Raw genomic sequence first — 23,660 nt, 5'->3', positions numbered from 1 at the left:
CCGGATTCGATCAATGAATCCAACACATGTTTGTCACTGCAACGATCGTGATTCACGATTGATGGATGGAGCTTCAGCAGATGCGCTATGTCCTCGCCGTTGCCGAGACGAACAGCTTCACCCGCGCCGCCGAACGATGCCTTGTCGTGCAATCGGCCCTCAGCCATCAGATCGCGCGCCTGGAAAGGGAACTCGGCGCGCGACTGTTCGAGCGCACCAGCCGCCGGGTGCGGCTGACACCCGCGGGCGAAGCGTTCCTCCCTGCCGCCCGGCAATGCCTGGATGCCGCCGACCGTGCGGCCGCCGAAGTCGCTGCGGCCGTCGGTGAGATCCGTGGACGGCTCGCCGTTGGCCTGATCCCATCGGTCGCCGCGGTCGACGTGCCCACGGTGCTGCGTGAGTTCCGGCTGCGGTACCCGCACGTGCGCATCAACCTGCGCGTGGGCGCCAGCGAAGGTCTGGCCGAGCACGTCGAACAGGGAACCCTCGACGTCGCGTTCCTCGGGCTGCCGCCCACCGCGCAACCCCAGGGAGTCGCCGCGCACGAACTCGCCCGCGATCGGCTCGTCGCCGTCGTCGCACCGGGGCATCGACTCGCGGACGCCTCGGAGGTCGATATGCGCACACTGTCCTCGGAGGTCTTCGTGGACCTTCCGCCGGGAACGGCCGGACGCGCCCAATCCGACCTCGCCTTCGCGGCGGCCGGGCTGGAACGTGATGTCGCCTTCGAAGTCACTTCCGCCGACTACATCGCCCGCCTCGTCGGCCAGGACCTCTGTATCGCCATGCTTCCCTCGCTCTGGGTGCCGCACCTGAGCGGTGTGGTGACCATCGAGGTCACCGACGGGCCGACACGCGTCGAGTACGTCGTCTGGGGCCGAACCACACGCACCCCCGCGGCGACCGCCTTTCTCGACATCCTCGGCATCCCGGCCACACCGTCCCCGGCGGCCAGGACCTAGCAGGCCGGCCAACGCGCTGTCGTGATGCCGCGATCATCCTCCACGGGTGAGGACCAACGGCTCGCCGCGCGCGATGCTGTTGTCGGGGGTCGCGGACGTGTCAGAGTGAACCGACACGTCTACGGCCATACACGATGACAATCGGCAGGATCGGTCATGGCGGATGCGGATACCGGCAGCACCTCGCCCGATAACAGTGCGGGGCAGGTGCCCGACGACGGCGCGGAGCGCACGAACTCGCGCACAGATTCCGGCGGGCCGCGCACGGCCGCTGGCCCTCGGCCCAGGCACCGCCTGCGCTGGACCGCCGTGATCGTGCTCCTCGTCGTGACCGGCGTCCTGGCGATGGCCACGGTGCTGGCTCGCGTCGCGCACAGCGCGATTCTCGACACCGACAGCTATGTCGACACCGTCGCACCCCTGGCGACGGACCCGGCGGTCACAGCCGCTCTCACCGATCGGGTCACCGAGGAGATCGTCACCAGAATCGATATCGAGGCGGCGGTCTCGCAAGCGTTGGCCGATGTGGCCGCCGATGGCGAACGGCGTGAACGTGTCATCGCAGGCCTGACGCCCGTCATCGCAGACCAGGCGGAGGATTTCGTGCACGAAACGGTCGCCTCGCTGATCGATTCCGACCGGTTCGCCGACCTCTGGAGCCGGGCGAACCGCGCCGCCCACCGTAACATCGTTGCCGTATTGACCGGGGACACGCGGATCGCGGCGGTCGACATCGACGACAGCGGGACGATCAGCATCTCGCTGGCCCCGATCATCGACGAGGCCAAAGCTCGGTTGCTGGAGCGTGGATTCGTGTTCGCCGAACGTATCCCGCAGGTCGATACACAATTCGTGCTGGCGCAATCACCCGAACTGGCCAAGGCACGACGTGCAGTAGACGCCCTCGACCGTGCGGCAGGCGTCCTGCCGTGGGTGACGCTGCTCGCCGCAGCAGCGGCGATCGCCCTCGCGCCCACCGGCTCTCGCCGTCGGGCGACGGCAACGCTTGGAGTGGCAGTCGCAGTGGCGATGGCGGTGCTCGCGCTCGCCATCCAGTTCGTTCGCTCGCTGTATCTCGATCATCTCGGGGAAGCCGTCCGCTCACCGGATGCGGCCGCGGCAGTGTTCGACACCGTTGCTCAACCCCTGTGGAGCACGCTGAGCATCGTTCTGGTCATCGGCGTGATCGTCGCGATGGTGGCCTATCTCGTGGGCGGATCGGCTTCGGCGCGCACGATCCGCCGCAATGCGGCACGGCTGCCCGGTGTGTCGAAGGTCAGCAAGCCCGCTACCGAGGCGCAGCCGTGACAGCTGAGTTGGCCGAATCCAGCCGCACCGGCGGCGATCGGATCATTGGGTTTCTGCGCCGTGGAGCTGCCGGGGCCAGGCGTTTCCCGCTGACCGTTGTCGTCTGTGTCGTTCTCATCGTCACCGGCCTGGTCTCCCAGGGATTCTGGCGGGCAGTCTCGGAGGCCGGTTGGTTCGATTCGGTCGCCTACGGCGTCCCCGCCCTCCGGGACGGCCGCTGGCTCACTCTCCTGCTCGGGCCGTGGTTCGGGCCGACTCCGGGGCAGTACGTGTCCATGGTTCTGCTGGTCGCGTCGGCCTTCGGCATCGGCGAGTGGCGGCTCGGGACGCGCGCCACCCTCGTTGTCGCGGTCTCTGGGCAGCTGATCGGCGTGCTCGGCGCGTGCGGGCTGATCGTCGCGGCCGAAGCGACCAACTGGCCATGGGCGGTCGAGCTGGCGGGAGTGCGCGATGTCGGCTGCACAACGGCAGTGATCGCGGTTCTCGCGGTCGCCACCGCGACCGTGCCCTCGCCGTGGCGGCTGCGGGGACGCGCGGTGCTGTACGGCTACGTCATCGTGTCGTTCCTGTTCCTCGGCCGATTCGCCGATGTGGCGCACCTGATCGCCTTCGTCGTCTTCGTCTTCGCGGGGGAGCGGTGGTATGCGCGTCAGGAGCGGGGGATACGCCCGCGCACCAACCGCGAGGCTCGGTTGGTGGCCTCGATCGGCCTGTGGCTCATCGCCCTGGTACACGTGACGGTGTATTTGGTCCCCGGCGACGGACCATTCGGTCCCACCTCCGCCTCCGACGACGCGTGGTGGTCGCCGGTGCTGACCGTTGTCGTCGCAGGCCTGTTGGCCGACCAGTTACGCCGCGGCAGGCGATGGGCGTGGTGGGTGACGCTGTTGTACGCGCTGTTCGCCGTCATCGCAACGATGCTGGTGGTGGTCCTGGTCGTCACCACGGATTACGAGAGCCTCGGCGCGGTCACCGCGGGCACCGGCTTGCTGTGGGCGGGCGAAGCGGTGTTGCTGATCGCCGGTCGCAGCGCGTTCACAGTGCCGCGGCGCCGGACGGTCGTCGGTGGCGGCGAGCCGACCGACGATCCGGCCGGCCACGCCCGATCGCTGATTCGCCGACTCGGCGGCAGCACCATGTCGTGGATGATCACCTGGGACGGTATCGACTACTTCTTTCCGCGGGGGCGCGAGGCGGTCATCGGGTTCCGGCGCCATGCCGGTGTCGTGATCGCGTTGGCCGACCCGGTATGCGAACCCGCGCAATCGGCGGCCGTCATCGACGATTTCCGGGCCTTCTCCGAATCGCAGGCGATGATCCCGTGCCTGTTCTCCGTCTCCGAGGACACCGCGACGGTGGCCCGGCAGCTCGGGTGGCGGGCCCTGCAGATCGCCGAAGACACCCTGATCGACCTGCCGGAGCTGCAACTGGCCGGTAAGAAATGGCAGAAGATCCGGTCGGCGATGAACAAGGCCGACAAGGCGGGCACCACCTTCGTGCTCGGCAGGCTCGCCGAGCAACCCGGCGGGGTACTCACCCAGGTCCGTGAGATCTCCGAACAATGGGTCGGTGAGAAGGGCCTGCCCGAAATGGGTTTCACCCTCGGCACCGTCGAGGAAGCCCTCGACGACGAGGTCCGGGTCGCGCTCGCCGTCGGCGTCGGCGACAACGTCCAAGCCGTGCTGTCCTGGTTGCCGGTCTACGGCGCGGGGGAGCGGATTCGCGGATGGACCCTCGATGTGATGCGCAAACGCACAACGCCCGACGCGAACAACACCATCGAATTCCTCATCGCGCGTTCAGCGCTGGCATTCAAAGAAGAAGGGGCAGAGTTCGTTTCGCTGTCCGGCGCCCCCCTTGCCCGCGCCGAGGACTCCGGGGACATCCGCGGGATCGACAAGGGGCTCGACCTCATCGGCGCCGCGCTCGAACCGTTCTACGGATTCCGTTCACTGCATCACTTCAAGACCAAGTTCAACCCGCGCTATGTGGGCATATACCTGTGCTTCCGCGACGAAGCCGACCTCCCGCGCATCGGAGTGGCAATTTCGCGCGCGTATCTGCCGACCGCCACTCCGCGCCAGCTGGCGGCCATGCTGCGGGAGCCGCGCGGCTGATCCCGCGAAAAATCGAGTGACTTGACCTCGAGTGTGGTTTAGCTTGTTTCCTTGTCGGTGAGCCCGAGAAGGCGCGGCGAGGCCGACAACGAGCAATCGCGGACGGCGACGCCGGGATCGATCGGGCCGCGACCGATGAGTCGATCGGGCGGTCCTCGTCTGATCTGGTGTGGCTGCTATCGGCCACACCGCTCTGTTCACGATTACCGGAGGTACCCCCGATGCCCCTCGCTCAATCCGCCCGCCGGAAGGAAGGGCAGCGGACGCCGACGGTGATACGGCTGCTGGTGCTGGCGACCTTCGTGGTGATTCTGAACGAAACCATCATGATCAACGCGATTCCGCGGCTGATGACCGATCTCGACATCACCGAGCGCTCGGCGCAATGGGTGTCCACCGTATTCATGCTCACCATGGCCGCGGTCATCCCGGTCACCGGATGGTTCCTGCAGCGGGTCACCACGCGGCGGGCCTATGCGATCGCGATGGGAGTGTTCCTCGCGGGCACGGCGCTGTCGGCAGTCGCCCCGACGTTCGCGATACTGCTGATCGGGCGCGTCATTCAGGCTGGGGGTACCGCGGTGATGATGCCGCTGCTGATGACCACGCTGATGACGGTGGTGCCCGAACGCGACCGCGGCAGGGTCATGGGCAATGTCACCCTCGCCATCTCGGTCGCGCCCGCCATGGGCCCGGTCCTGTCCGGACTGGTGTTGCAGATCGGTTCGTGGCGCTGGTTGTTCGTACTGGTGCTGCCGATCGCCGGGCTGGTCACCTGGCTCGGCCTGCGGCGGCTGGAGAACGTGGGTGAGCCCGAGGCCGGCGCGATCGACTGGTCAAGTGTGGCGTTCGCCGCCCTCGGATTCGGCAGCCTGGTGTACGGCCTGAGCCGCTTCGAAACCGGTAGCGTCACCACCCCGGCTCTGATCGTCGCCGCCGGAATCGCGCTGATCGGCGTGTTCGTCTGGCGTCAGCTGCGGCTGCAGCGCACCGGCACCCCGCTGCTGGATCTGCGCATTCTGCTGTCGGGCACCTACACCAAGTCATTGATCTTCATGTCCATCGCGTTCCTGGCGATGCTCGGGTCGATGATCCTGCTGCCGCTGTACCTGCAGAATCTGCGCGAGCTCAGTCCGCTGAGCACCGGTCTGCTCGTGATGCCGGGTGGGATGGCGATGGGCCTGCTCGGTCCGACGATCGGGCGCCTGTTCGACCGGTTCGGTGGACGGACGCTGGTGATTCCGGCGTCGGTCGGCATCACGGTGTCGTTGGCCGGGTTCACCCAGATCTCGATGAGCACACCGTACTGGCAGCTGCTCGGCCTGCACATCCTGCTGATGGCGTCGCTGGCCGCGGCGTTCACTCCGGTCTTCACCCTCGGCCTCGGTGCGCTTCCACAGCACCTGTACGCGCACGGCAGTTCCATGCTCGGCACACTGCAGCAGGTCGCGGCCGCGCTCGGCACCGCGCTCGTGGTGACCGTGATGTCCACGCGCAGCGGCTCGTTGATCGACGACGGCGTCGATGCGACGACCGCTCACCTCGACGGAATGCGGCTGGCCTTCGGTGTCTCCGCGGCGCTGGCGGTGCTCATCATCGTCGTGGCGGTGTTGCTGCCGAACCGGGCAGACGACACCGAGGAGCCGCCCGGCTCGGAGGAGCCCGAGGAACCGGAGCTGGAACTGGTCAAGAGCTGACCGTTTTGTTGATCTGCGAACGGCGGCGAGGACGGCCGCTAAAGTAGAACACGTTCTTATTCTGGGAGACAGAACGGATCGTGTGATGGGGTTTCTTCGTCCCAACCTGCCGGTAGTCGACTATGCCGAATGGAGTAAGGGCACCAGGTCGGAGAAGATCCGGCCGATGGCCAGGCACTGGGCGGAGGTGGGTTTCGGTACGCCCGCCGCGCTGCACCTGTTCTATGTCGTCAAGATCGCGCTCTACATCCTCGCCGCATGGCTGATCGCGGTGAGTACCACCGGCATCGACGGCGTCACCGATGTGGGGTCGTGGTGGACCGAACCCATCGTGTTCCAGAAGGTCGTGCTGTTCACCATGTTGTTCGAGGTGCTCGGGCTCGGCTGCGGTTTCGGGCCGCTGAACAACCGGTTCTTCCCGCCCATGGGTTCGATCCTGTACTGGCTGCGGCCTGGCACCATCCGGCTGCCACCGTGGCCGGGTCGTGTGCCGCTCACCGCGGGTACGGCACGCACCCCATTCGATGCCGCGCTGTACGGGGCGCTGCTGATGCTGCTCGTGGTGGCCTTGTGCTCGGGCGGGAGCGGTCCGATCCCGGCACTCGATACCACGGTGGGTGTGCTGCCGACGTGGAAAGTCGTGGCGATTCTGGCCGTGCTCGCCGTGCTCGGGCTCCGGGACAAAGTAATCTTCCTGGCCGCGCGCGGTGAGGTGTACGCGACGCTCACGGTCACTTTCCTGTTCACCGGTGTCGACATGATCGTCGCCGCGAAAATCGTGTTCGTCGTCATCTGGATGGGCGCGGCGATCTCCAAGCTGAACAAGCACTTTCCGTTCGTGGTCTCGACGATGATGTCGAACAACCCGGTGTTGCGTCCGAAGGTCGTCAAGCGGATGTTCTTCGAGCGCTTTCCCGATGACCTGCGGCCAGGCCGCCCCTCACGGGTACTGGCGCACGGCGGTACGGTCGTGGAACTGTGTGTGCCGCTGGTGCTGTTCTTCAGCCACGGCGGGTGGCCGACAGCCATCGCCGCCACCGTGATGATCTGCTTCCATCTGACGATCCTGGCGGCTATCCCGATGGGCGTGCCGCTGGAGTGGAACGTCTTCATGATCTTCGGTGTGCTGACGTTGTTCGTCGGCCATGCCGATCTCGGTCTGGCCGATGCGAATAACCCGGCGGTGCTCGGTCTGTCGTTCGCTGTGATCGCGGGCGTGGTGATCCTTGGCAATCTCTTCCCGGCCAAGATTTCGTTCCTGCCGGGAATGCGGTACTACGCCGGGAACTGGGACACCACGCTGTGGTGTGTCAAGCCCTCGGCCGAGGCGAAGATCCGGGCGGGCATCATCGCCGTCGCCGCCATGCCCGCCGCCCAGCTCGAACGGTATTACGGCAGTAAAGAGGCCGCGCAGATCCCGCTCTATCTGGGGTATGCGTTCCGCGCGTTCAACACCCACGGCAGGGCACTGTTCACCCTGGCCCACCGAGCCATGGCCGACCAGGACGAGTCCGACTACACCATCACCGACGGCGAACGCATCTGCTCCACCGCGCTCGGCTGGAACTTCGGCGACGGCCACATGCACAACGAACACCTGATCGCCGCCCTGCACGAGCGGTGCGGATTCGAACCAGGGGAGGTGCGGGTGGTGCTGCTCGACGCCCAGCCCATTCACACCCAGACCCAGCGCTACCGGCTCGTCGACGCGGCGACCGGCGAATTCGAGAGCGGCACAGTGCGGGTCGCGGACATGGTTTCTCGGCAACCATGGGATGACGACCTGCCGGTCTATCCGGCCGAGCAGCTACCAGCGGGTCGCTGACTCCGACGTCGCCGTGGGTGCCAGCACCTCATGCCCGAACGGGCCGGTACTCGGAAGGCATGGATCCGGGCACGGCGGCCTCGACCACGTCGACAGTGCGCCTGCCGTGTCCGCCCGCGCGGAGGTATGCGGCGACGACCACGGCCGCGAGCGCTGCCATGCCGCCGAGGCCGAAACCCAGCCGGAACGACATCTCGGCTGGGGCGGTGGCGTCCGCGGTCTGCATGGTGATCATGGTGAGCAGCATCGCGAGCACTGCGCTCGCACTCGAGGAACCGATCATCCGCATCAGGGTGTTCAATCCGGTGGCCGCCGCCGTCTCCGATTCCGGGACCGCGCTGATGACCAGGGCGGGCATCGTGCCGTAAGCCAGGCCGACTCCAGCGCCGTTGATCGCAGACACGATGGTCAGCTGCCACACCCCGAACGGCACCACAGTGGCGCATGCGTAGCCGAGGCAGGAAATCAACAACCCGGCGATGAGTGTGGTCTTGGCGCTGAAGCGGTTCGACAGCCGACCTGCGATGGGGGAGACGAGCATCATCGCGAAACCCGAGGGGGCGAGCGCGAGGGCCGCGACGATGATCGAGCGGCCGGGTCCGTATCCGGTGCTCGGGTCGGCTTGGAGCAATTGTGGCGTGAGCACCTGCTGGGTGAACATAGCGAAACCGGCGAGTACCGCCGCGATATTGGTCAGCAGCACTGGCCGTGACATCGAGATCGCGATATCGACAACGGGATTGGCAGCGCGGGTCTCGTACCACACCCACCAGGTCGCCAGCACCGGACACAGCATCAGTGGAACGATCACCGCCGCACTCGACCACCCCCAGGCCGCACCCTTGGTGATCGGCACCAGCAGACACAGTAGCGCCGTAGCCAGACCGAGTGCCCCGACGTAATCGAATCGCCCGGGTGTGCGCACCGGAGATTCCGGCACGAAGATCCGCACCACGACCATGGCGATGACGCCGATGGCGGCCGCGGACCAGAACATCAGATGCCAGTCGAAGTGCTGGGCGACGAAGGCCGAGACCGGAAGCCCTACCGAGGCGCCCGCGCCGAGGGTGGCGCTGATCAACGCGATCGCGGTCGGCACCCGGACCGGGCGCAGCTCGTCGCGCAGAATGCTCATGCCCAAGGGGATCGCGCTCGTTGCGGTGCCCTGCAGTACCCGCCCGAGCAGCACCACCCACAGCGTGCTCGACAGTGCGCAGATCGCGCACCCGAGGGTGAGGATGGCCAGGCAGACGAGCAGGACCCGGCGCTTTCCGTACATGTCCCCGAGTCGCCCGCTGATCGGCGTCACCACGGCGGCGGTCAGCAGGGTCGCGGTGATCACCCAGGACGCGCTGTCGGCGCCGACGCCGAGCATATCGGGCAGCTGGGCCGCGAGGGGGATCACGATGGTCTGCATCAGGGCGGCGAGGATCCCGGCGAAGGCGAGCACCGTGACCAGCACGCGTCCCCGATAGGCGCCCGCGAGTCGCGGATTCCACCACGTCATTCGACCGGTCCGTTCTCGCGTCGCCGCCACACCTCTCCTCCGTTTTGTGGATAAGGCACCAATAATTTAGCGACGCTAATCAAGTGTTACCCAGAATCGCGTGTCCCGTCCCGCTGCCCGGGACGCTCATGCGAGCGGCATGGGCCGGTGGGCACGTCGAGCTGTCCTGGCACGGTGGAGCCTCACATCGGAATCGAGGGATGTGCACGGCTACCGATGGTTGAGCGGACTCGACCTGGTTCGGTCGGTCAGTCTCCGGGCAGGCCGAGTGTCGAGTCCAGCAGGAATTGGGATAGTCCCACCTCGACGCAGCGGGCCGCGGCGGGCTCCCGGATCCGCTCGGCCTCTTCCACCTCACCCGCTGCGCGCAGTGCGGCGCTGAGCAGCAGCGTCGCCGCCGCCGCCGCCATCGGACGACGGTCCGGATCGATGGCGTCCGCCAGCGTCCGCGCGCGGTCGAGTGCCTCGTCCTGCTGGTGTCGAATCAACAGCAGGCGGATGGCGGAGTCTTCGTCGAGTTCGGCGGTGACGATAGCGATGCCGTCGGCGCCACCGAGTGATCGTGGGCGCAGCAACTGCCGCACCGTCATCTCCGAGACGCCGTGCCCCAGCCGGATCCGCTCGTTGCGCAGGCGGGCCGCCAGGCGGGCGAGCCCGTGGTGCTCGGCGAGGTCCATGCCCTCCGCCAGCCGCTTCGCCGCCGCGTCGGTGTCGCCGTTCGCCGCCTCGATGCGCGCCGCGGTTGCGTAGGTCGCGATCATGACATCGACGAGGCCGCCGCCTTCGGCGGCCAACTCGCGGCTGTCGGGCAGAAGTTCCGCGGCGCCGGTGAGATCGCCGGTCAGATAACGGAGTTCGCTGAGCAGGGCGCCGGCCAGCCGTGCCGCATGAGCTCGCTGGCCCATGGTCTCGGCGGCAAGTTCGTATGCCGAATCGAACGACGCATACGCGGCAGGAATGTCCAACAGTTCGCGGGCCGCGATGCCGGCGAAACAGCGCCCGTACACGCGGACAAAAGGACCCGTCGCCTCATGATAGGGCGTTGTCCACCGCTGTCTGCGCCGCGCGGCGTCGAATTCGAAACGGTGGATCGCGGCGAAGGAGTCGATATTGCCCGCCACCCCGGTGACCCGAGGCGGAAAGTCGTCGGGCCGCGACAGGACGTCCCCGACCAGTTGGTCGACCTTGTCGATCCGGTCGTTGAAGACCTCGGCGACGCTGTCGATGACATCGGCCTCGGCGCGCAGGTCGGCGAGTTCGGCACTGGTCACCGCTGCCTCGTCGAGGGCGGCCGTCAAGCGCGACAGCACGACCCTGGCCGGTGCGCTCGGGCGGCGCAGCACCAGATTCACCCACGCCACCCAGAGTTGAATACGCGGCCTCGACTGGATCGACAGCGCAGGTAGCTTGGCCAATATGCCGAGCAGCATGCTCATATTGGCGTGCTCGAGCAGATAGGAGGCGCCCTGCTCGACGAGATCGATCGCGTGGTCCGGGTCTCCGGCGGCGAGCGCGTGATCGACGGCTTCATTGAGCAGATCGTGGCGCGCGAACCACGCCGCGGCGCGAAGGTGCAGCGCGTCGATCTCCGGCGGGGGCCGATCCCGTTCGAGGCGGCGGCGCAGATACCCGGCGAAGATCTGGTGATATCGGAACCACTGGCGGTCCGGGCCCACGCGTTCAAGGAAGAGTCCGCGATGCTCGATTTCGTCGAGTGTCGCCGGCGCATGCTCGGATCCGGTGAGCGCGGTGGCAAGGCCGCCACAGAGCCTGCCACAGATGGAGGTCGTGGTCAGGAAGTCCAGGGTGTCCTGATCGAGTGTTTCGAGGACGTTCTCGGCGAGATAGTCGCCGATATCGGCGCGCTCGGACAGGTCGGCGACCAGTCGAGCCGGGTCCTCGCCCGCGCGCAAGGACAGGACCGCCAACTGCAAGGCGACCGCCCATCCATCGGTGGTGTGGGTCAGGGCGTCGATATCGACCGCGGGCCGCAGGCAGCCTGCTTCGGCCAGGAACGATCGAACTTCGTCGGCATCGAAACGCAATGCGTCGACATCGATATCGACGAGTTCGCCGTTGATGCGCAATCGGCTCAGCGGCAGGTCGGCGGTGGATGTGCTGGTGACGACAAGGGGCAGATGGTGGCAGCCGTGGTCGAGCAGGAATCGGACCGCAGCCACCGAATCAGGCCCGGTAATCCGCTGCCAGTCGTCGAGCACGACCGTCAGATGGTCATCGGCGCTGTGGAGTTCGTTGACGAGAGTGGTGAGGACGTAGCGGGTCGGCTCCTCCGGATGGGCCTCGAGCGTCTGCTCGAGCTCGGCCGCGAGCACTGGCCGAGGCACGCGGACGGCCTCGACGAGATGCTCGAGGAACCACACCACATTGTCGTCGTCGCTGTCGACGGTCAGCCAGGCGACCGCGCCGCCCGCCTCGCAGATTTCATCGCGCCACCGTGCTGCCAGGGTGGTCTTGCCGAACCCACTGGGCGCGTGGATGAGCGTCATACGCTTGCCCGCGCCCGAACGGAGCTGATCCAGCAGCCGTTTCCTGGAGACGAGAGTCCGGGCCGCGGTCGGTGGTCGATATTTCGTCCCCGGCGTCGGGGGAGCGGTGCTTCGTCCACGGGGCCGGGTCGACCGCGAGGTGGCGGAGATCCGTGGCGTCGAATCGGCGGGCAGCAGCAGCTCATCGACCGGCAGACCATGGTGACGTTGGGCAGCGCGGAGTTGCTCACCCAGCGCGGCGGCGGATTCGTAGCGCTCGGCTGGAACCCGGGCCATAGCCTGCTCGATCGCGGCGCACACGTCATCGGGCAGGCCCTCGCGCCGCAGGTCGGGGACCGGCTGCGCTGCCACCCGCAGAAAATGCGCAAGCACCTGCTCACCCGCCCGACGCTCATAGGCCACATGCCCGGTCAGTGCGCAGAACAGCGTCGCGCCGAGGCCATAGACATCGGAAGCGACGGTGGGGGCGTCACCCTCCAGGATTTCCGGTGCGGTGAACGCGGGTGAGCCGGTGATGATGCCTGCCGCGGTCTGGAAATCTCCGAGGGTGCGTGCGATTCCGAAATCCGACAGTTGCGGTTCGCCGTAGTCGGTGAGCAGGATATTGCCGGGCTTCACGTCGCGATGCAGGGTGGATGCACGGTGGGCCGCCTCGAGCGCACCGGCAATCTTCACACCGAGCGTAAGGGTTTCGACCCAATCGAGCGGACCCGAATCACGGATGCGCTGCTCGAGGGACCCGTGAGCGTGATACGGCATCACCAGATAGGGGTGACCACCGCGGGTCGTGCCGACCTGGAAGACGTCGACGATATGCGGATGCCCCGAGAGCTGGCCCATGGCACGTTGCTCCCGCAGGAACCGTTGCAGGCTCTCCGGATCCAGATCCGAGGTCAGCACCTTCACCGCGACGATGCGGTTGAGGTCGGGTTGGGCGCACCGATACACCACACCGAAGCCACCCCGCCCGATTTCTTCGGCCTGTTCGAAGCCCTCGGCATTCAGTTCCGCGATTATTCCTGCGGACGGGCTTCGCTGCGTCGGTTGTATATCGGCCATTCCCGGCCTCGATTCTGTACGAATCAGGTGCGCACTCGCTCGGTGGTGCAATGTCGACAATAGCGCCGTTGAACGGTTATCGGTGCGAGCCGGAAACAGCGAGGCGGGCGTCTGTGGCCGGTGTGCGAGTCATGGTGCCGATCAGGCGACAATGAGGGCCAGTGTTTCCGCCACACATGCGGGCTTGCTCGCGCCGCCGTCGATCACATACTTCGTCGTCACCAGGGCACCCATGGGGGACTCGCCGACATCGATAACGGTGACCGTCGCCCGGAGTTCTGTCCCCACCCGCACCGGAGCTGGGAAGCGAACCTTGTTCACGCCATAGTTGATTCGAGCGGAACCGAACTCGAACGACAACAGTGACCGGCTGAAGTGCGGAAGCAGGGACAGGGTGAGATAGCCATGGGCGATCGTGGCACCGTAGGGCCCGTTGGCCGCGCGCTCCGGATCCACATGAATCCACTGAAGGTCGTCGGTTGCCTGAGCGAACGCGGTGATGCGCGCCTGATCCACCATGAGGGGGTCGCTGGGCCCGATCGGCTCGCTCAGCGCGGCACGGACATCGTCGAGGGAGGTGAACACCCGGGTCACGGTCGTCTCCTGTCTATCGGGTGAGGAGATCGACGGTAGCTTCCGGGTGCTAGGGCGGTCCAGGATCGTCGCTGAATACGACGTTGAGATCGCCAACGGCGGCGATGTCGAGCGGGCCATTCGCAGTGGACTTCAGGATGACCCGGACGGCGCCCACATATTGGACAGCAGCCGGTGGCTCGGGGTATCCGCGAGCGACTGGGAAGATTCGTAGATGCGGACATACCCGGTGGCGGTGATGCGCCACGCTCCGTCGGGATCGCGGCGGTAGCGGTCGGTGTAGTAGCCGGAGCCCCGGATGAGCACGCCGTAGTCGGTCGCGATGACGGTGTCTTCGAACAACCAGCTGCCGGTGGCTTCGTCGCCGTCGACCGTGATTTCGGGGTGGTTGGCCACATGGGTGGTCACGATGCCAACGCCCATATTGTCGCGCAGGAATCCCACCACGGCCGCACGGCCGTTCAGAGCCAGCGGCTCGCCGAGCGCATGGGTGCCGTACCGGCCTTCGACGTCGTGGGCGAGGGTATCGGCGAACTCGTCCCACAGTTTCAGATCGAGCGTGCGAAAGTACCGGTATTTGAGTGCGCGGAGGGCTTCGAGTGCGACCAGGTCCATCGGCCGAGCGTGGCACGACCTGCCGCGGATGACAAGAACGAATTCTAGTTTTGCCGAATCGTCCTCGTGCCATCGTTGCCTGGCCTGTGGTCAGCTGAAGGCCTGCTCCAGCCGGTCGAACCACGCGGAATCCTCGATCAGCCGGTTGCTGCGCCAGCCATCATCGGTACGGACCAGCTCATGGTTGTACCAGCCGCCGCAGAAGAACTGTTTGCCCGTGGAGACGATCATCGGATTGAAGAACATCGCCCGCACCGTGGCGCTGTCGCCGCGAAGCGTCACGTCGATATTCGAGACGAAATGTTGCGTGCGGGAGAATAATTCGAGCGCCACCGACAGCTGCGTCACCACGGTGTCCAGGTCGCCGACCGGACCGCCGGCCGTCGTGTAGTCGATATGGGCGTCCGGGGTGAACACGGTGCGGTACAGCTGCCAGTCCTTGGTATCGACGGCGTGGGCATAGCGGGTCAGCAGATCGCCGATGGCGATCCGGTCCGCGATCGTCTGCAGATCCATCCCTCGATATAAGCGCACCCGGCCACCCCGGTGGGGCCGAATCCGGCAGCTGCTCGACGGACTATGCCGCGCAGAACTCGTTCCCTTCCGGGTCCTGCATCACCCACCAGTGCCCGGCGGGACCGCGGTCGAACTCGCGCACGCGGGTCGCGCCGAGCCCTTCGAGTCGGGCCACCAGCGCGTCGAGGCCGTCCGGCTCGCTGTGCACGTCGATGTGTAGCCGGTTCTTGACGGTTTTGTCCTCCGGTACGTCTTGGAAGAGCAGCCGACGCCCGCGGCCGACGCCGCTGAGCTCGTCGAACGGATCGTCGGGGTGCCGGATCGCGGCGTAACCGCGGAAGGTCTTGCGTCCGCGATGTTCGAGTACCGCGTCTTCACCGAGCTGACCGGCGGCAAGCAGGTGGTCGATGAGCGCGCTGGGATCTTCGACCTCGTACTCCAGGGCGGCCGCCCAGAAGTCGGCAAGTGTTGCCGCATTGCGACTGTCGATGACGAGTTTCCAGTTCAAAGCCATATCCGTGTTTCTATCACCCGTCACCGACAGTCAATCGCCTGATCCGGCTCACCTCGGTCTCACACGTCGATGACCTGTGTGCCGGCCATCCGGTCGTGCCAGCCTTGTTTGGTTGGGCTCGAACTGATCGTGGTGGCGATCGCTATTGCGGCGATGAACCACAGCACCGGGCCGATGCAGGGAATCAGGTTGAGCAGCATGTAGGCGTTGCGGACCGCCGAATCCTTGAGGCTCGGTTTCGGTGCGCCCCCCGAACCATTGACGTGCAGTCCGAGCAGCTTCTTGCCGGGGGTGGATCCGGTAGCCACCTCGAAGCCGAGGAAGTACAAGAATCCGAATCCGGCGCCGGGCAGAATGGAAACCCAGTCCGGAGTGTCCCAGGCCTTGTTCAGTAGCCAGAAGAAGATCGCGCCGATGATCGCCGCGAGGATCCAGTCGACGAACCGGGCTGCGGCGCGTTTGCCGAGTCCGCCGGGTTTGACTCCGGCGGCCGATTCGAACCGAGGGTCGTATCCACCTGCGCTCACCATGCTTGCTCCTCCTGAAAAGTGGTTCCACGTGTCCGGAGTGTCGCACCGCCCATCGGGTGGTCGAACCAACGATCTCACAATCGAACGAGATCGGGGACGTCATTGGCCGGGACACGTCGGTAGAGTCGACCCCACGGCGAAAGTGCCTGGCCGACTTCCGGACATCCCGGGGTGCGATCCGGTGACGCGTGGTCGGCGCGAGTTCGCGAGCCTGATTGCTGAATGATCGCCAGACGGCTTCGGCGGTGGGCCTGTGAACTTCGACGATACCGGCAGTGCCGTCGCTACGGCTGGATAGTCTTCTTGTGGTGCACCGATTCGGCCGTTGTGTCGACCGGATCGAGTCGACACTCTCGCGGCGACGAGGCGAATTTGCTGATATGTGGCTACAGTGGGATCAGCCGCTGCGCGGCATCCAGGGGGCGGAGATCTGGTCGTCCTCTGCGGTATCGATGTGACATCAGCGGGCCTTACTGAGAACTGTTGTCCTGCTTGCGTATTCGTGTATTGCCTCGTTCCGACGATGTGACGAGGCCGGTGGGTGTGGTGGAGTCGAATGGAGGGATAGCGATGCAAATGATGCGTTCACGGTCGGCGGTGCTGGATTTCGTCGACGATGTGACGGGCCGATACGGCTCACTGGAGGCGTTCTTCACCCAGCTGCGTGCCGATCTCGACGATGAACCGACAGTGGTGCTGCCCATCCTCATTGATGTCCCCACCGAACCCATGGGGTGGTCGGCGGTGAAACGGCCGGCGGCGCCGACCGCGGAGGAGATGCCGGCACCGGAAGTTGTGGCCGCCGCGGACGTGGACCCGGTTGACAAGGGCCGCAAGGGCGCTGCCGCGCTATGGGGGCGGCTGTTGGGGAGAAGGTAGGCGCAGACCGATCCATCGAGGTATCGGCGACGAATGTCGTAGCAGGTTCGTGCCGTCGAGGTGCGGACCACATCGTTGGTACTCGTGGAGGGCATCACATGTTTGGCTTGCGCGGCGTCGCGTGGACCGCTGCCATGATCGCGATATTGTCCGGCGTCGCTGCGCAGGCCGGGTCGAGCCCGGCCGCTGCCGATTACGGCGGGCTACTAGCCATCGACGATGTCACCTTCGTGCACGCTCCGGACGGTGCGGACGACAGCGCAGGGACCCTCGCGGTCACCGTGACCTACAGCTGCGCCGACGGTGAAGCCGACACCCTGCACGTATACGCCTACGAAGGCGCGCAATCGCCGAGCGAGCACCCCGGTGGGCCGCCGCACGGTCCCGGCTACGCCTACGACATCATCTGTGACACGGTATCTCGCCGGAAGACCGTCATGATCGACCCGATGAGATATGAATCCGGCAGCGGCGATGGACATTTCACCAATGGCGCACAGGGAAGGGTCACGGCCGAACTGCGGCGGGGCACCACGACGACCAGGCATGCCACCGGCTGCTTCGAATGGAGCGATGCGACAGTGAGCTATTGAGCCGGGCCTGCGGGGGTCGCTAGGCTGAGGGACGCACAGCGCGCAGGTTCGGCGTACCGGACCACACCTTTCGGCGATACCAGGGAACCACCGTCAGCCGCCTGAAGGGAGAACTGGCGATGCAAAACACGCCACCGCATGTCCAGATCCGGCGGATCTACGACGATCCCGCACCCGATGACGGCACCCGCGTCCTGGTCGACCGGCTCTGGCCCCGAGGTATGAGCAAGGAACGTGCCCACCTCGACGAATGGTGCAAACAGATCGCCCCCTCGACCGAGCTGCGGAAATGGTACGACCACGAACCGGCGCGCTTCAACGAGTTCAGCCGCCGCTACCGGGCCGAACTCTCCGACTCCGAGTGTGCGGCGGAACTCGATCATCTCCGAGATCTCGCCGCACGCCGGATGCTCACCCTGCTCACCGCGACCAAGGACATCGAGATCAGCGAGGCCGCGGTGCTCGCCGACCTCGTCGGAGGCGGCCACCACACGTAGGCGAACGGCCGTCCCACCGACCGCTACCGGGCGTCGGCAACGAGTTCGGCGCAGCGTTCCCCGACGAGCATGACGGTGATATTCGGGTTCACCGTCGTGTGCTCAGGGAACACCGAGGCGTCGGCGACCCGCAAGCCCTCGACGCCCTTCACCCGCAACTGCGGATCCACGGGGCTCATCGCGTCGTCGGCGGCGCCCATCCGCACCGTCCCGGCCGGGTGATAGACGGTGTTGTGGGTGCGGCGGATGTAGTCGGCCAGCTCTGCGTCGGATTCGGTGCCAGGGCCCGGGTACAGCTCGCGTGCCACCCACTCCGCCAGCGGTGCGGCCGCGGCGATCTCGCGGGCCTTGCGCAGGCCCGCGATCATCACGCGCAGGTCGTGACCGTCGGGATCGGTGAAATAGCGAGGGTCGACGCGCGGTTTGTCGCGGAAATCGCAGGAGCGCAGCCGGACGGTGCCACGTGAACGGGCGTGGGTGACATTCGGCGTGAGACAAAAGGTGTTCTCGGCGGTCGGGTATCCCTGCCGCAGCGTATGCATGTCGAACGGCACACTGCCGTAGTGCATCATCAGATCCGGGCGGTCGAGTCCGTCGACGGTCGGAGTGAAGATGCCCGCCTCCCACCATTGGGTCGAGCTACGCACCATCGGCCGCGTCGTCTCGAAACCGATCACACCCTCGGGATGGTCCTGGAGATGCGCACCGACACCGGGGGAGTCGGCCAGCACGGGGATCCCGTTCTCACGCAGGTGATCCGCGGGTCCGATACCCGACAGCATGAGCAGTTTCGGCGAGTCGATCGCACCGGCGCAGACGATGACCTCGCGGTCCGCCGAGATCCGGGTGGTGCGGCCGAAGGCGTTGTCGGTGATGTCGACCCCGATGGCCCGCCCGCCCTCGATCACGATCTTCTTCGCCCACGAACCGGTCAGGACAGTGAGATTCGGCCGGTCCAGATTCGGGTGCAGATAGCTGACCGACGAGGACGCACGTGTTCCATCGGATCGGCAGTTGATCTGGAAGAAATTGGCCCCGTTGATGACGGTCGTACCCGAGTTGAACTCGGCGCGCGGGATGCCGACTGCCTCGCAGGCATCGAGCACGGCGACCCCGCACGGATCGTTGGGCGGGACCGTCATGATGTGCACCGGACCGCTGCGTCCGTGATGGTCGCCGGGCGCGTCGTTGGTCTCGATCCGCGGATAGAGCCGATACACCGACTCCGAACCCCACCCGGCGCAACCGTGGTCGCGCTCCCAGGAATCCAGATCTTCGCGCGGCGCCCAAAAGGCGATACAGCTGTTGTGCGAGGAACATCCGCCGAGCACCTTCGCACGGGCATGCCGCATGAACGAATTGCCGTTCTCCTGCGGCTCGATGGGGTAGTCCCAGTCGTAGCCCGATTCGAGCAGTTCCATCCAGCGGTCAAGCCGCAGGATCGCCTCGTCGCCGACGTCGCTCGGACCGGCCTCGAGCAGGCAGACCGTCACCGACGAGTTCTCGGAGAGCCTGGCCGCGACCGCCGCCCCGGCGGACCCGCCGCCGACGACCACGTAATCGTATTCGTTCACTACTGCTCCTTCCGGTCGGCGAACCAGCCGGTGACGCCAGGCCGGAGGTTCTCGTAGACATGCTTGGCTTCGCGGTACTCGTGCAGCCCGGACGGCCCCAGCTCGCGGCCGATCCCCGAATGCCCGTACCCGCCCCATTCGGCCTGCGGCAGATACGGTCCGAAGTCGTTGACCCATACGGTGCCGTGTCGCAGCCGGGCGGCGACACGGCGTGCGCGTGCGGCATCAGAGGACCACACCGCGCCGGCCAGGCCGTAGTCGGTGTCGTTGCCGATCGCGACGGCCTCGTCTTCGGTGGTGAACGTCTCGACGGTGACCGTCGGCCCGAACGCCTCATCGTGCACGCACGCCATCTCACGGGTGGCGCGGTCGATGACGGTCGGTGGGTAGAAGTAGCCGTCATCGAGGTTGCCCGAACCCTGGTCGCCGGTGGCGAAGGCGCCGCCGGTGCGGATGACGGCGCCCTCGGCGCGGGCCTGCTCGACATAGGCATGCACCTTGTCGCGATGGGCGGCGGAGATGAGCGGGCCGGTCTCGGTCCCCGGATCGAACGGCAGCCCGAGCCGGATCTGCTCGGCGCGGCGCACCAGCTCGTCGACGAAACGGTCGTGCGCGCTCTCCTCGATGACCAGCCGCGCACCCGCCGAACACACCTGACCGGAATGCAGGAACGCCGCATTGAGCGCATTGTCGACTGCGGCAGCCAGCCGCTCGTCGGTGTCACAGGCGTCGGCGAAGACCACATTCGGGTTCTTGCCACCGAGTTCGAGCGCCACCTTCTTGACCGTCGCCGCCGCCTCGCGGGCAATGACTCTGCCGGTGATCAGGCCACCGGTGAAGGAAACGAGATCCACATCCGGGTGTGCGGACAGCGGTGCGCCGGCAGTGCCGCCGGCGCCGAGTACGAGATTGGCCACGCCCTGCGGCACACCGAGTTCGTGCAGGACCGACATCAACAGGATGGACGTGTGTGGTGTCAACTCCGCCGGTTTCAGGACGAACGTGTTGCCAGCGGCCAATGCGGGCGCCACCTTCCACGCCACCTGGAGCAGTGGATAGTTCCACGGTGTGATCAGCCCGCACACCCCGACGGGCTCGTAGATGATCCGGGAATCGACGTCCGGAGAACCCGCATCGACCACGCGCCCGGCATCGTCGGCTGCCAGTTTGCCGAAGTACCGGAAGCAGTTCGCGATATCGGACATGTCGATATCGGACTCGTACGGCCGCTTACCGGTGTCGAGGGTCTCGGCGCGGACGAATTCGTCGCGCCGGGCGTCGATCACGTCGGCGACCCTCAACAAGAGGTCGCCGCGCTCGGCGGCCGACGTCTGACGCCAGGGTCCGTCGTCGAACGCGCGGCGCGCGGCGGCAATGGCTGCCTCGGTATCGGCGGCCCCGGCCTCCGCGACCACACCGACAAGGGAATTGTCTGCTGGACAACGTATTTCGCGTGTTTCACCGGATGCGGCGGCGGTCCAGGCGCCGTCGATATAGAGGGTGGAACTCATGCGGTGGATCTCCCTTCCGGATCGCTGTCGGTGTCGGCGCCGCCGGGATTCGGCTCATGATGTTCGGTCGCCGAGCGCCGCAGATGCAGATAGCCGAGATGGCGTTCGTACTGGTCGAGAATGTCGCCGATGATCTGCTCGCGCGTGTAGCCGTTGAGCGAATAGCCCTGTGAACCCTCCGCAAGGTACACCTCGCAGCGGAAATATCGGTCCTCGAAACGTTGTGCGCGTACCGCATACGTCGGTGTCGGCGCCGACACCGGCCATACGCAGTACTCGAAGCGGGGCTCGTTGGCTTGGTCGACGACCAGCCGCGAGGTGGGCATGCCCTCGGTGCGCTCCGATTCGTCGAGGGTCGCGGCCACGCCCGCGCGGGTGAACTCGTCGCAGACCTCGCGCATAGCGGGACTCACCGAATTGGCCATGAATCTGCGTGTCGCCGCAGGTCCGGGGTAGCTGATTGTGGCGAGCAGCCGACGACGCCAGCTGCCGAGATCGGAGGGACCACGCCCGGCCGCGATGGCATTCGGCAGCGAGGTGCGGTAGCTGTCGAGCTTGTAGGACTCGTTGCGCACCGAGCGCAGCAAGGCGATGCCGATCAGGGCGAGAATGAACGAGAACGGCAGTCCCATGATGATGGTGGCGTTCTGGAGTGTCGTGATGGATCCGCCCGCGCCTGCGAACAACATCGACAGGGTGAGCAGGCCGATGGCCACCGCCCAGAAGATGCGGGTGCCCGTTGCGCAGTCGGCCATCGGGTTGGGCAGTCTCGAAGTGAAGTTGCCCATCACGAGCGCACCGGAATCGGCGCTGGTCGTATAGAACAACAGGCCGGTGATGGTCGCGATACCGAGTAGCAGTGGGGCGCCGGGGTACTGCTCGAGCAGTGAGTAGAAACCGACCTCTGCTTTTTCGGCCGTCGTGGCGGCGAACTCGGGGTCGTCGCGCGCGACGTCGAGTGCGCTGTTGCCGAAGATCGAGATCCACAACAGGATGAAGCTGAACGGCACCACCAGGACGCCGAAGACGAACTGGCGCAGCGTGCGGCCACGCGAGATGCGGGCGAGGAACAGTCCGACGAACGGCGCCCACGCCACCCACCATGCCCAGAAGAACAGCGTCCAGGCGTCCAGCCAGGCGGTCGGCTCATTGGCCGTTTCCGGATTGCGTTCCCAAGCGAAGGTGTCCAGGGTTCGGTCAAGGAAGGTAGCTGCGTAATCACCGGCGTTCTGGGTGAGCGCGTTGAGCAGGAAGTCCGTGCGGCCCGCCACCAGGATGTAGATCAGCAGAGCGATCGCCATGATGACGTTGAGTTCCGACAATCGCCGGATGCCGCGGTCCACGCCCGAGGTCGCCGAGATCGTCGCGACGATCACCGACAGCGCGATCAGCCCGATCTGGGCGGCCTTGCCCTGGGAGATGCCGAACATTTCGTTGAGACCGTAGTTGAGCTGCACGATGCCGATGCCGAGGGAGGTGGCGATGCCGAAGATGGTGCCGAGTACCGCGGCGACGTCGATGGCATCGCCCCACCGGCCGTGCACCCGCTGGCCGAAGATGGGGTAGAGGGCGGCGCGGATGGTGAGCGGCAGATTGTGCCGGAACGCGAAATAGGCGAGTGCGGCACCCATGAGGGCATACATCGCCCAGCCGCTGACCCCGTAGTGGAAGATCGTCCAGGTCGTCGCCGCGCGGGCCGCCTCATTGGTCTGGGCGGGGCCCAGGGGCGGGTAGAGGTAGTTGTAGACCGGCTCCGCGACCGAGAAGAACATCAGGTCGATACCGATGCCTGCGGCGAACAGCATCGCTGTCCAGGTGAACAGGCTGTATTCCGGCCGCGATTCCTCCGGTCCCAGCCGGTAGCGCCCGTACTTGCTGATGCCGAGGAACGCGACCAGTACGACGATGCCGGTCGCGAGGATGAAGTACCACCAGCCGAACCACGTGGAGATGAAGGTTTTGACCTCACCGACGACGGTCTCGGCACTGCCGGGTGCGGCCAGCGCCCAGATCGCGAAAGCGAGGACCAGGCCGGCGGCGACGAGGAAGACAGGTGTGTTGACCGACCCGCGGCCCGCCTGCGGATGTGATGGATGGGCGGAGTGGTCGGTCGCGCCGGCGTCGACAGTCGGCTCGTGTTCGGTGTTGTCGCTGCCCGGTGGATCGCTGACGCCACTCATATGAAGGACGCTAGTCCGGTATGTGCGAGGTAGAAGGCAACATCGGCGTCGTGTCCGAGATCGGTTCGCCGCCCACTCGGCCGGTTCGAATCGACGCGGATGGCTGTCACCGGGTCACGTCGACCGGTGCTGAGCACGGTCCAGGGCTCCTGGACGCGGGTGCTGAATCAGCGGATGTCTATGGTCCCGTCGAAGATCAACGGCGTCTGACCTGGTTCGCAGCCGCGGAAGGAGTTCGTCGGCATCGGGACGCCGTAACCGATCCGGTTCGGCTCACCGTCCTGGCCCTTGGTGACGGTGATCTGGATGGCCATCGAATCCGGCGCGAACAGCATGACCGGTTCGGTGGTGGTGATGGGGTAGATCAGCGAGACGGTGTTGTCCTTGACCGTCATACAGGTGACCGGTCCGGTGACACGGACCGGCAGCGTCATGTTCCCCAACTTGGCGGTCGCGACATACGTGCCGGTTGTGGGGTTGCCCGGTGCGCCCTGTGCGTCGACATGGAGCACGTTCATGCCCATGACCTGCATATTGCCGTTGATCGTCACACTGGTCGGTTGGGCGGCGGCCTGCCCTGCGCTCGCGATGACCGCCGCGGACGCGATCGCCGCCGCCGCGCCGAGCCGGATGAGCTGACTAGCCATGAGTTGCCTCCTCGGGTCGTTGCTTCAT

The 23,660-nt window shown here is 66.2% G+C and carries 19 protein-coding genes; 8 read left to right on the top strand and 11 right to left on the bottom strand.

The features are described 5' to 3' along the window. Positions 1-65 precede the first annotated feature (65 nt). The 5 genes from GV792_RS03335 to GV792_RS03315 all read left to right on the top strand — a co-directional run bounded on the left by GV792_RS03335 (position 66) and on the right by GV792_RS03315 (position 7,909). The gene (locus GV792_RS03335; RefSeq protein ID WP_163822065.1) at positions 66-962 is read left to right on the top strand and encodes a LysR family transcriptional regulator; all 897 of its coding nucleotides are present in this window, start codon (positions 66-68) and stop codon (positions 960-962) included. 156 nt (positions 963-1,118) lie between these two features. Beyond that, a complete protein-coding gene (locus tag GV792_RS03330; RefSeq protein ID WP_163822064.1) occupies positions 1,119-2,270 on the top strand; it encodes a hypothetical protein in 1,152 nt (383 codons plus the stop codon). Continuing rightward, positions 2,267-4,387, top strand: a complete 2,121-nt coding sequence (locus GV792_RS03325) for a bifunctional lysylphosphatidylglycerol flippase/synthetase MprF (RefSeq protein WP_163822063.1) — start codon at positions 2,267-2,269, stop codon at positions 4,385-4,387. The genes GV792_RS03330 and GV792_RS03325 overlap by 4 nt, the downstream gene beginning before the upstream one ends. Positions 4,388-4,608: 221 nt before the next feature. After that, entirely contained in the window at positions 4,609-6,084 is a 1,476-nt protein-coding gene (locus GV792_RS03320; protein ID WP_163822062.1) for an MDR family MFS transporter, read from the top strand. 85 nt (positions 6,085-6,169) lie between these two features. Further along, positions 6,170-7,909 (top strand): DUF3556 domain-containing protein, encoded by a 1,740-nt coding sequence (locus tag GV792_RS03315; RefSeq protein WP_163822061.1) that lies wholly within the window; start codon positions 6,170-6,172, stop codon positions 7,907-7,909. A 28-nt stretch (positions 7,910-7,937) separates the two neighbouring features. On the opposite strand, the gene GV792_RS03310 is transcribed toward GV792_RS03315, so the two are convergent. The 7 genes from GV792_RS03310 to GV792_RS03280 all read right to left on the bottom strand — a co-directional run bounded on the left by GV792_RS03310 (position 7,938) and on the right by GV792_RS03280 (position 15,751). Then, positions 7,938-9,416, bottom strand: a complete 1,479-nt coding sequence (locus tag GV792_RS03310) for an MFS transporter (protein WP_163822060.1) — start codon at positions 9,414-9,416, stop codon at positions 7,938-7,940. A 248-nt stretch (positions 9,417-9,664) separates the two neighbouring features. Then, complete coding sequence (locus GV792_RS03305) at positions 9,665-12,982, bottom strand: serine/threonine-protein kinase (RefSeq protein ID WP_163822059.1); 3,318 nt, start codon at positions 12,980-12,982, stop codon at positions 9,665-9,667. Between the two features lie 141 nt (positions 12,983-13,123). After that, positions 13,124-13,576, bottom strand: coding sequence for a MaoC family dehydratase (locus tag GV792_RS03300; RefSeq protein ID WP_163822058.1), 453 nt, complete (start codon positions 13,574-13,576; stop codon positions 13,124-13,126). 132 nt (positions 13,577-13,708) lie between these two features. Next, complete coding sequence (locus GV792_RS03295; RefSeq protein ID WP_163822057.1) at positions 13,709-14,191, bottom strand: nuclear transport factor 2 family protein; 483 nt, start codon at positions 14,189-14,191, stop codon at positions 13,709-13,711. A gap of 90 nt (positions 14,192-14,281) precedes the next feature. Next, complete coding sequence (locus GV792_RS03290) at positions 14,282-14,707, bottom strand: nuclear transport factor 2 family protein (protein ID WP_163822056.1); 426 nt, start codon at positions 14,705-14,707, stop codon at positions 14,282-14,284. Between the two features lie 61 nt (positions 14,708-14,768). Further along, the gene (locus tag GV792_RS03285) at positions 14,769-15,221 is read right to left on the bottom strand and encodes a VOC family protein (RefSeq protein ID WP_163822055.1); all 453 of its coding nucleotides are present in this window, start codon (positions 15,219-15,221) and stop codon (positions 14,769-14,771) included. Positions 15,222-15,280: 59 nt separating this feature from the next. Further along, complete coding sequence (locus tag GV792_RS03280; RefSeq protein WP_163822054.1) at positions 15,281-15,751, bottom strand: RDD family protein; 471 nt, start codon at positions 15,749-15,751, stop codon at positions 15,281-15,283. A gap of 570 nt (positions 15,752-16,321) precedes the next feature. On the opposite strand from GV792_RS03280, the gene GV792_RS03275 reads away from it, so the two are divergent. The 3 genes from GV792_RS03275 to GV792_RS03265 all read left to right on the top strand — a co-directional run bounded on the left by GV792_RS03275 (position 16,322) and on the right by GV792_RS03265 (position 17,720). Beyond that, entirely contained in the window at positions 16,322-16,630 is a 309-nt protein-coding gene (locus GV792_RS03275) for a hypothetical protein (RefSeq protein ID WP_163822053.1), read from the top strand. Between the two features lie 98 nt (positions 16,631-16,728). Continuing rightward, positions 16,729-17,223, top strand: a complete 495-nt coding sequence (locus GV792_RS03270) for a hypothetical protein (RefSeq protein ID WP_163822052.1) — start codon at positions 16,729-16,731, stop codon at positions 17,221-17,223. A gap of 119 nt (positions 17,224-17,342) precedes the next feature. After that, positions 17,343-17,720, top strand: coding sequence for a DUF488 domain-containing protein (locus tag GV792_RS03265; protein ID WP_163822051.1), 378 nt, complete (start codon positions 17,343-17,345; stop codon positions 17,718-17,720). Positions 17,721-17,743: 23 nt separating this feature from the next. Here the strand turns inward: GV792_RS03265 and GV792_RS03260 are convergent, their stop codons facing one another. From GV792_RS03260 to GV792_RS03245, 4 genes are all read right to left on the bottom strand, one after another. Beyond that, positions 17,744-19,294, bottom strand: a complete 1,551-nt coding sequence (locus GV792_RS03260) for a GMC family oxidoreductase (RefSeq protein ID WP_178124414.1) — start codon at positions 19,292-19,294, stop codon at positions 17,744-17,746. Beyond that, on the bottom strand, positions 19,294-20,805 hold the full coding sequence (locus tag GV792_RS29485) for an aldehyde dehydrogenase family protein (protein ID WP_163822050.1): 1,512 nt from the start codon (positions 20,803-20,805) through the stop codon (positions 19,294-19,296). The genes GV792_RS03260 and GV792_RS29485 overlap by 1 nt, the downstream gene beginning before the upstream one ends. Further along, the gene (gene betT / locus GV792_RS03250; RefSeq protein WP_163822049.1) at positions 20,802-22,985 is read right to left on the bottom strand and encodes a choline BCCT transporter BetT; all 2,184 of its coding nucleotides are present in this window, start codon (positions 22,983-22,985) and stop codon (positions 20,802-20,804) included. Before betT ends, GV792_RS29485 begins: the two co-directional genes overlap by 4 nt. Positions 22,986-23,152: 167 nt before the next feature. Further along, positions 23,153-23,632, bottom strand: a complete 480-nt coding sequence (locus GV792_RS03245; protein ID WP_163822048.1) for a hypothetical protein — start codon at positions 23,630-23,632, stop codon at positions 23,153-23,155. Positions 23,633-23,660 lie beyond the last annotated feature (28 nt).

This window comes from Nocardia cyriacigeorgica (assembly GCF_010868145.1).
GTDB lineage: Bacteria > Actinomycetota > Actinomycetes > Mycobacteriales > Mycobacteriaceae > Nocardia > Nocardia cyriacigeorgica_D.
This window is presented reverse-complemented; position numbering and strand designations above follow the sequence as displayed.

Excerpts from the sequence above, each read along its gene's own strand:
- GV792_RS03335 (WP_163822065.1), top strand. The coding sequence starts at position 66 with ATGGAGCTTCAGCAGATGCGCTATGTCCTCGCCGTTGCCGAGACGAAC.
- GV792_RS03330 (WP_163822064.1), top strand. The coding sequence starts at position 1,119 with ATGGCGGATGCGGATACCGGCAGCACCTCGCCCGATAACAGTGCGGGG.
- GV792_RS03320 (WP_163822062.1), top strand. The coding sequence starts at position 4,609 with ATGCCCCTCGCTCAATCCGCCCGCCGGAAGGAAGGGCAGCGGACGCCG.
- GV792_RS03315 (WP_163822061.1), top strand. The coding sequence starts at position 6,170 with ATGGGGTTTCTTCGTCCCAACCTGCCGGTAGTCGACTATGCCGAATGG.
- GV792_RS03310 (WP_163822060.1), bottom strand. The coding sequence starts at position 9,416 with ATGACGTGGTGGAATCCGCGACTCGCGGGCGCCTATCGGGGACGCGTG.
- GV792_RS03305 (WP_163822059.1), bottom strand. The coding sequence starts at position 12,982 with ATGGCCGATATACAACCGACGCAGCGAAGCCCGTCCGCAGGAATAATC.
- GV792_RS03295 (WP_163822057.1), bottom strand. The coding sequence starts at position 14,191 with ATGGACCTGGTCGCACTCGAAGCCCTCCGCGCACTCAAATACCGGTAC.
- GV792_RS03290 (WP_163822056.1), bottom strand. The coding sequence starts at position 14,707 with ATGGATCTGCAGACGATCGCGGACCGGATCGCCATCGGCGATCTGCTG.
- GV792_RS03285 (WP_163822055.1), bottom strand. The coding sequence starts at position 15,221 with ATGGCTTTGAACTGGAAACTCGTCATCGACAGTCGCAATGCGGCAACA.
- GV792_RS03280 (WP_163822054.1), bottom strand. The coding sequence starts at position 15,751 with ATGGTGAGCGCAGGTGGATACGACCCTCGGTTCGAATCGGCCGCCGGA.
- GV792_RS03275 (WP_163822053.1), top strand. The coding sequence starts at position 16,322 with ATGCAAATGATGCGTTCACGGTCGGCGGTGCTGGATTTCGTCGACGAT.
- GV792_RS03270 (WP_163822052.1), top strand. The coding sequence starts at position 16,729 with ATGTTTGGCTTGCGCGGCGTCGCGTGGACCGCTGCCATGATCGCGATA.
- GV792_RS03265 (WP_163822051.1), top strand. The coding sequence starts at position 17,343 with ATGCAAAACACGCCACCGCATGTCCAGATCCGGCGGATCTACGACGAT.
- GV792_RS29485 (WP_163822050.1), bottom strand. The coding sequence starts at position 20,805 with ATGAGTTCCACCCTCTATATCGACGGCGCCTGGACCGCCGCCGCATCC.
- betT (WP_163822049.1), bottom strand. The coding sequence starts at position 22,985 with ATGAGTGGCGTCAGCGATCCACCGGGCAGCGACAACACCGAACACGAG.
- GV792_RS03245 (WP_163822048.1), bottom strand. The coding sequence starts at position 23,632 with ATGGCTAGTCAGCTCATCCGGCTCGGCGCGGCGGCGGCGATCGCGTCC.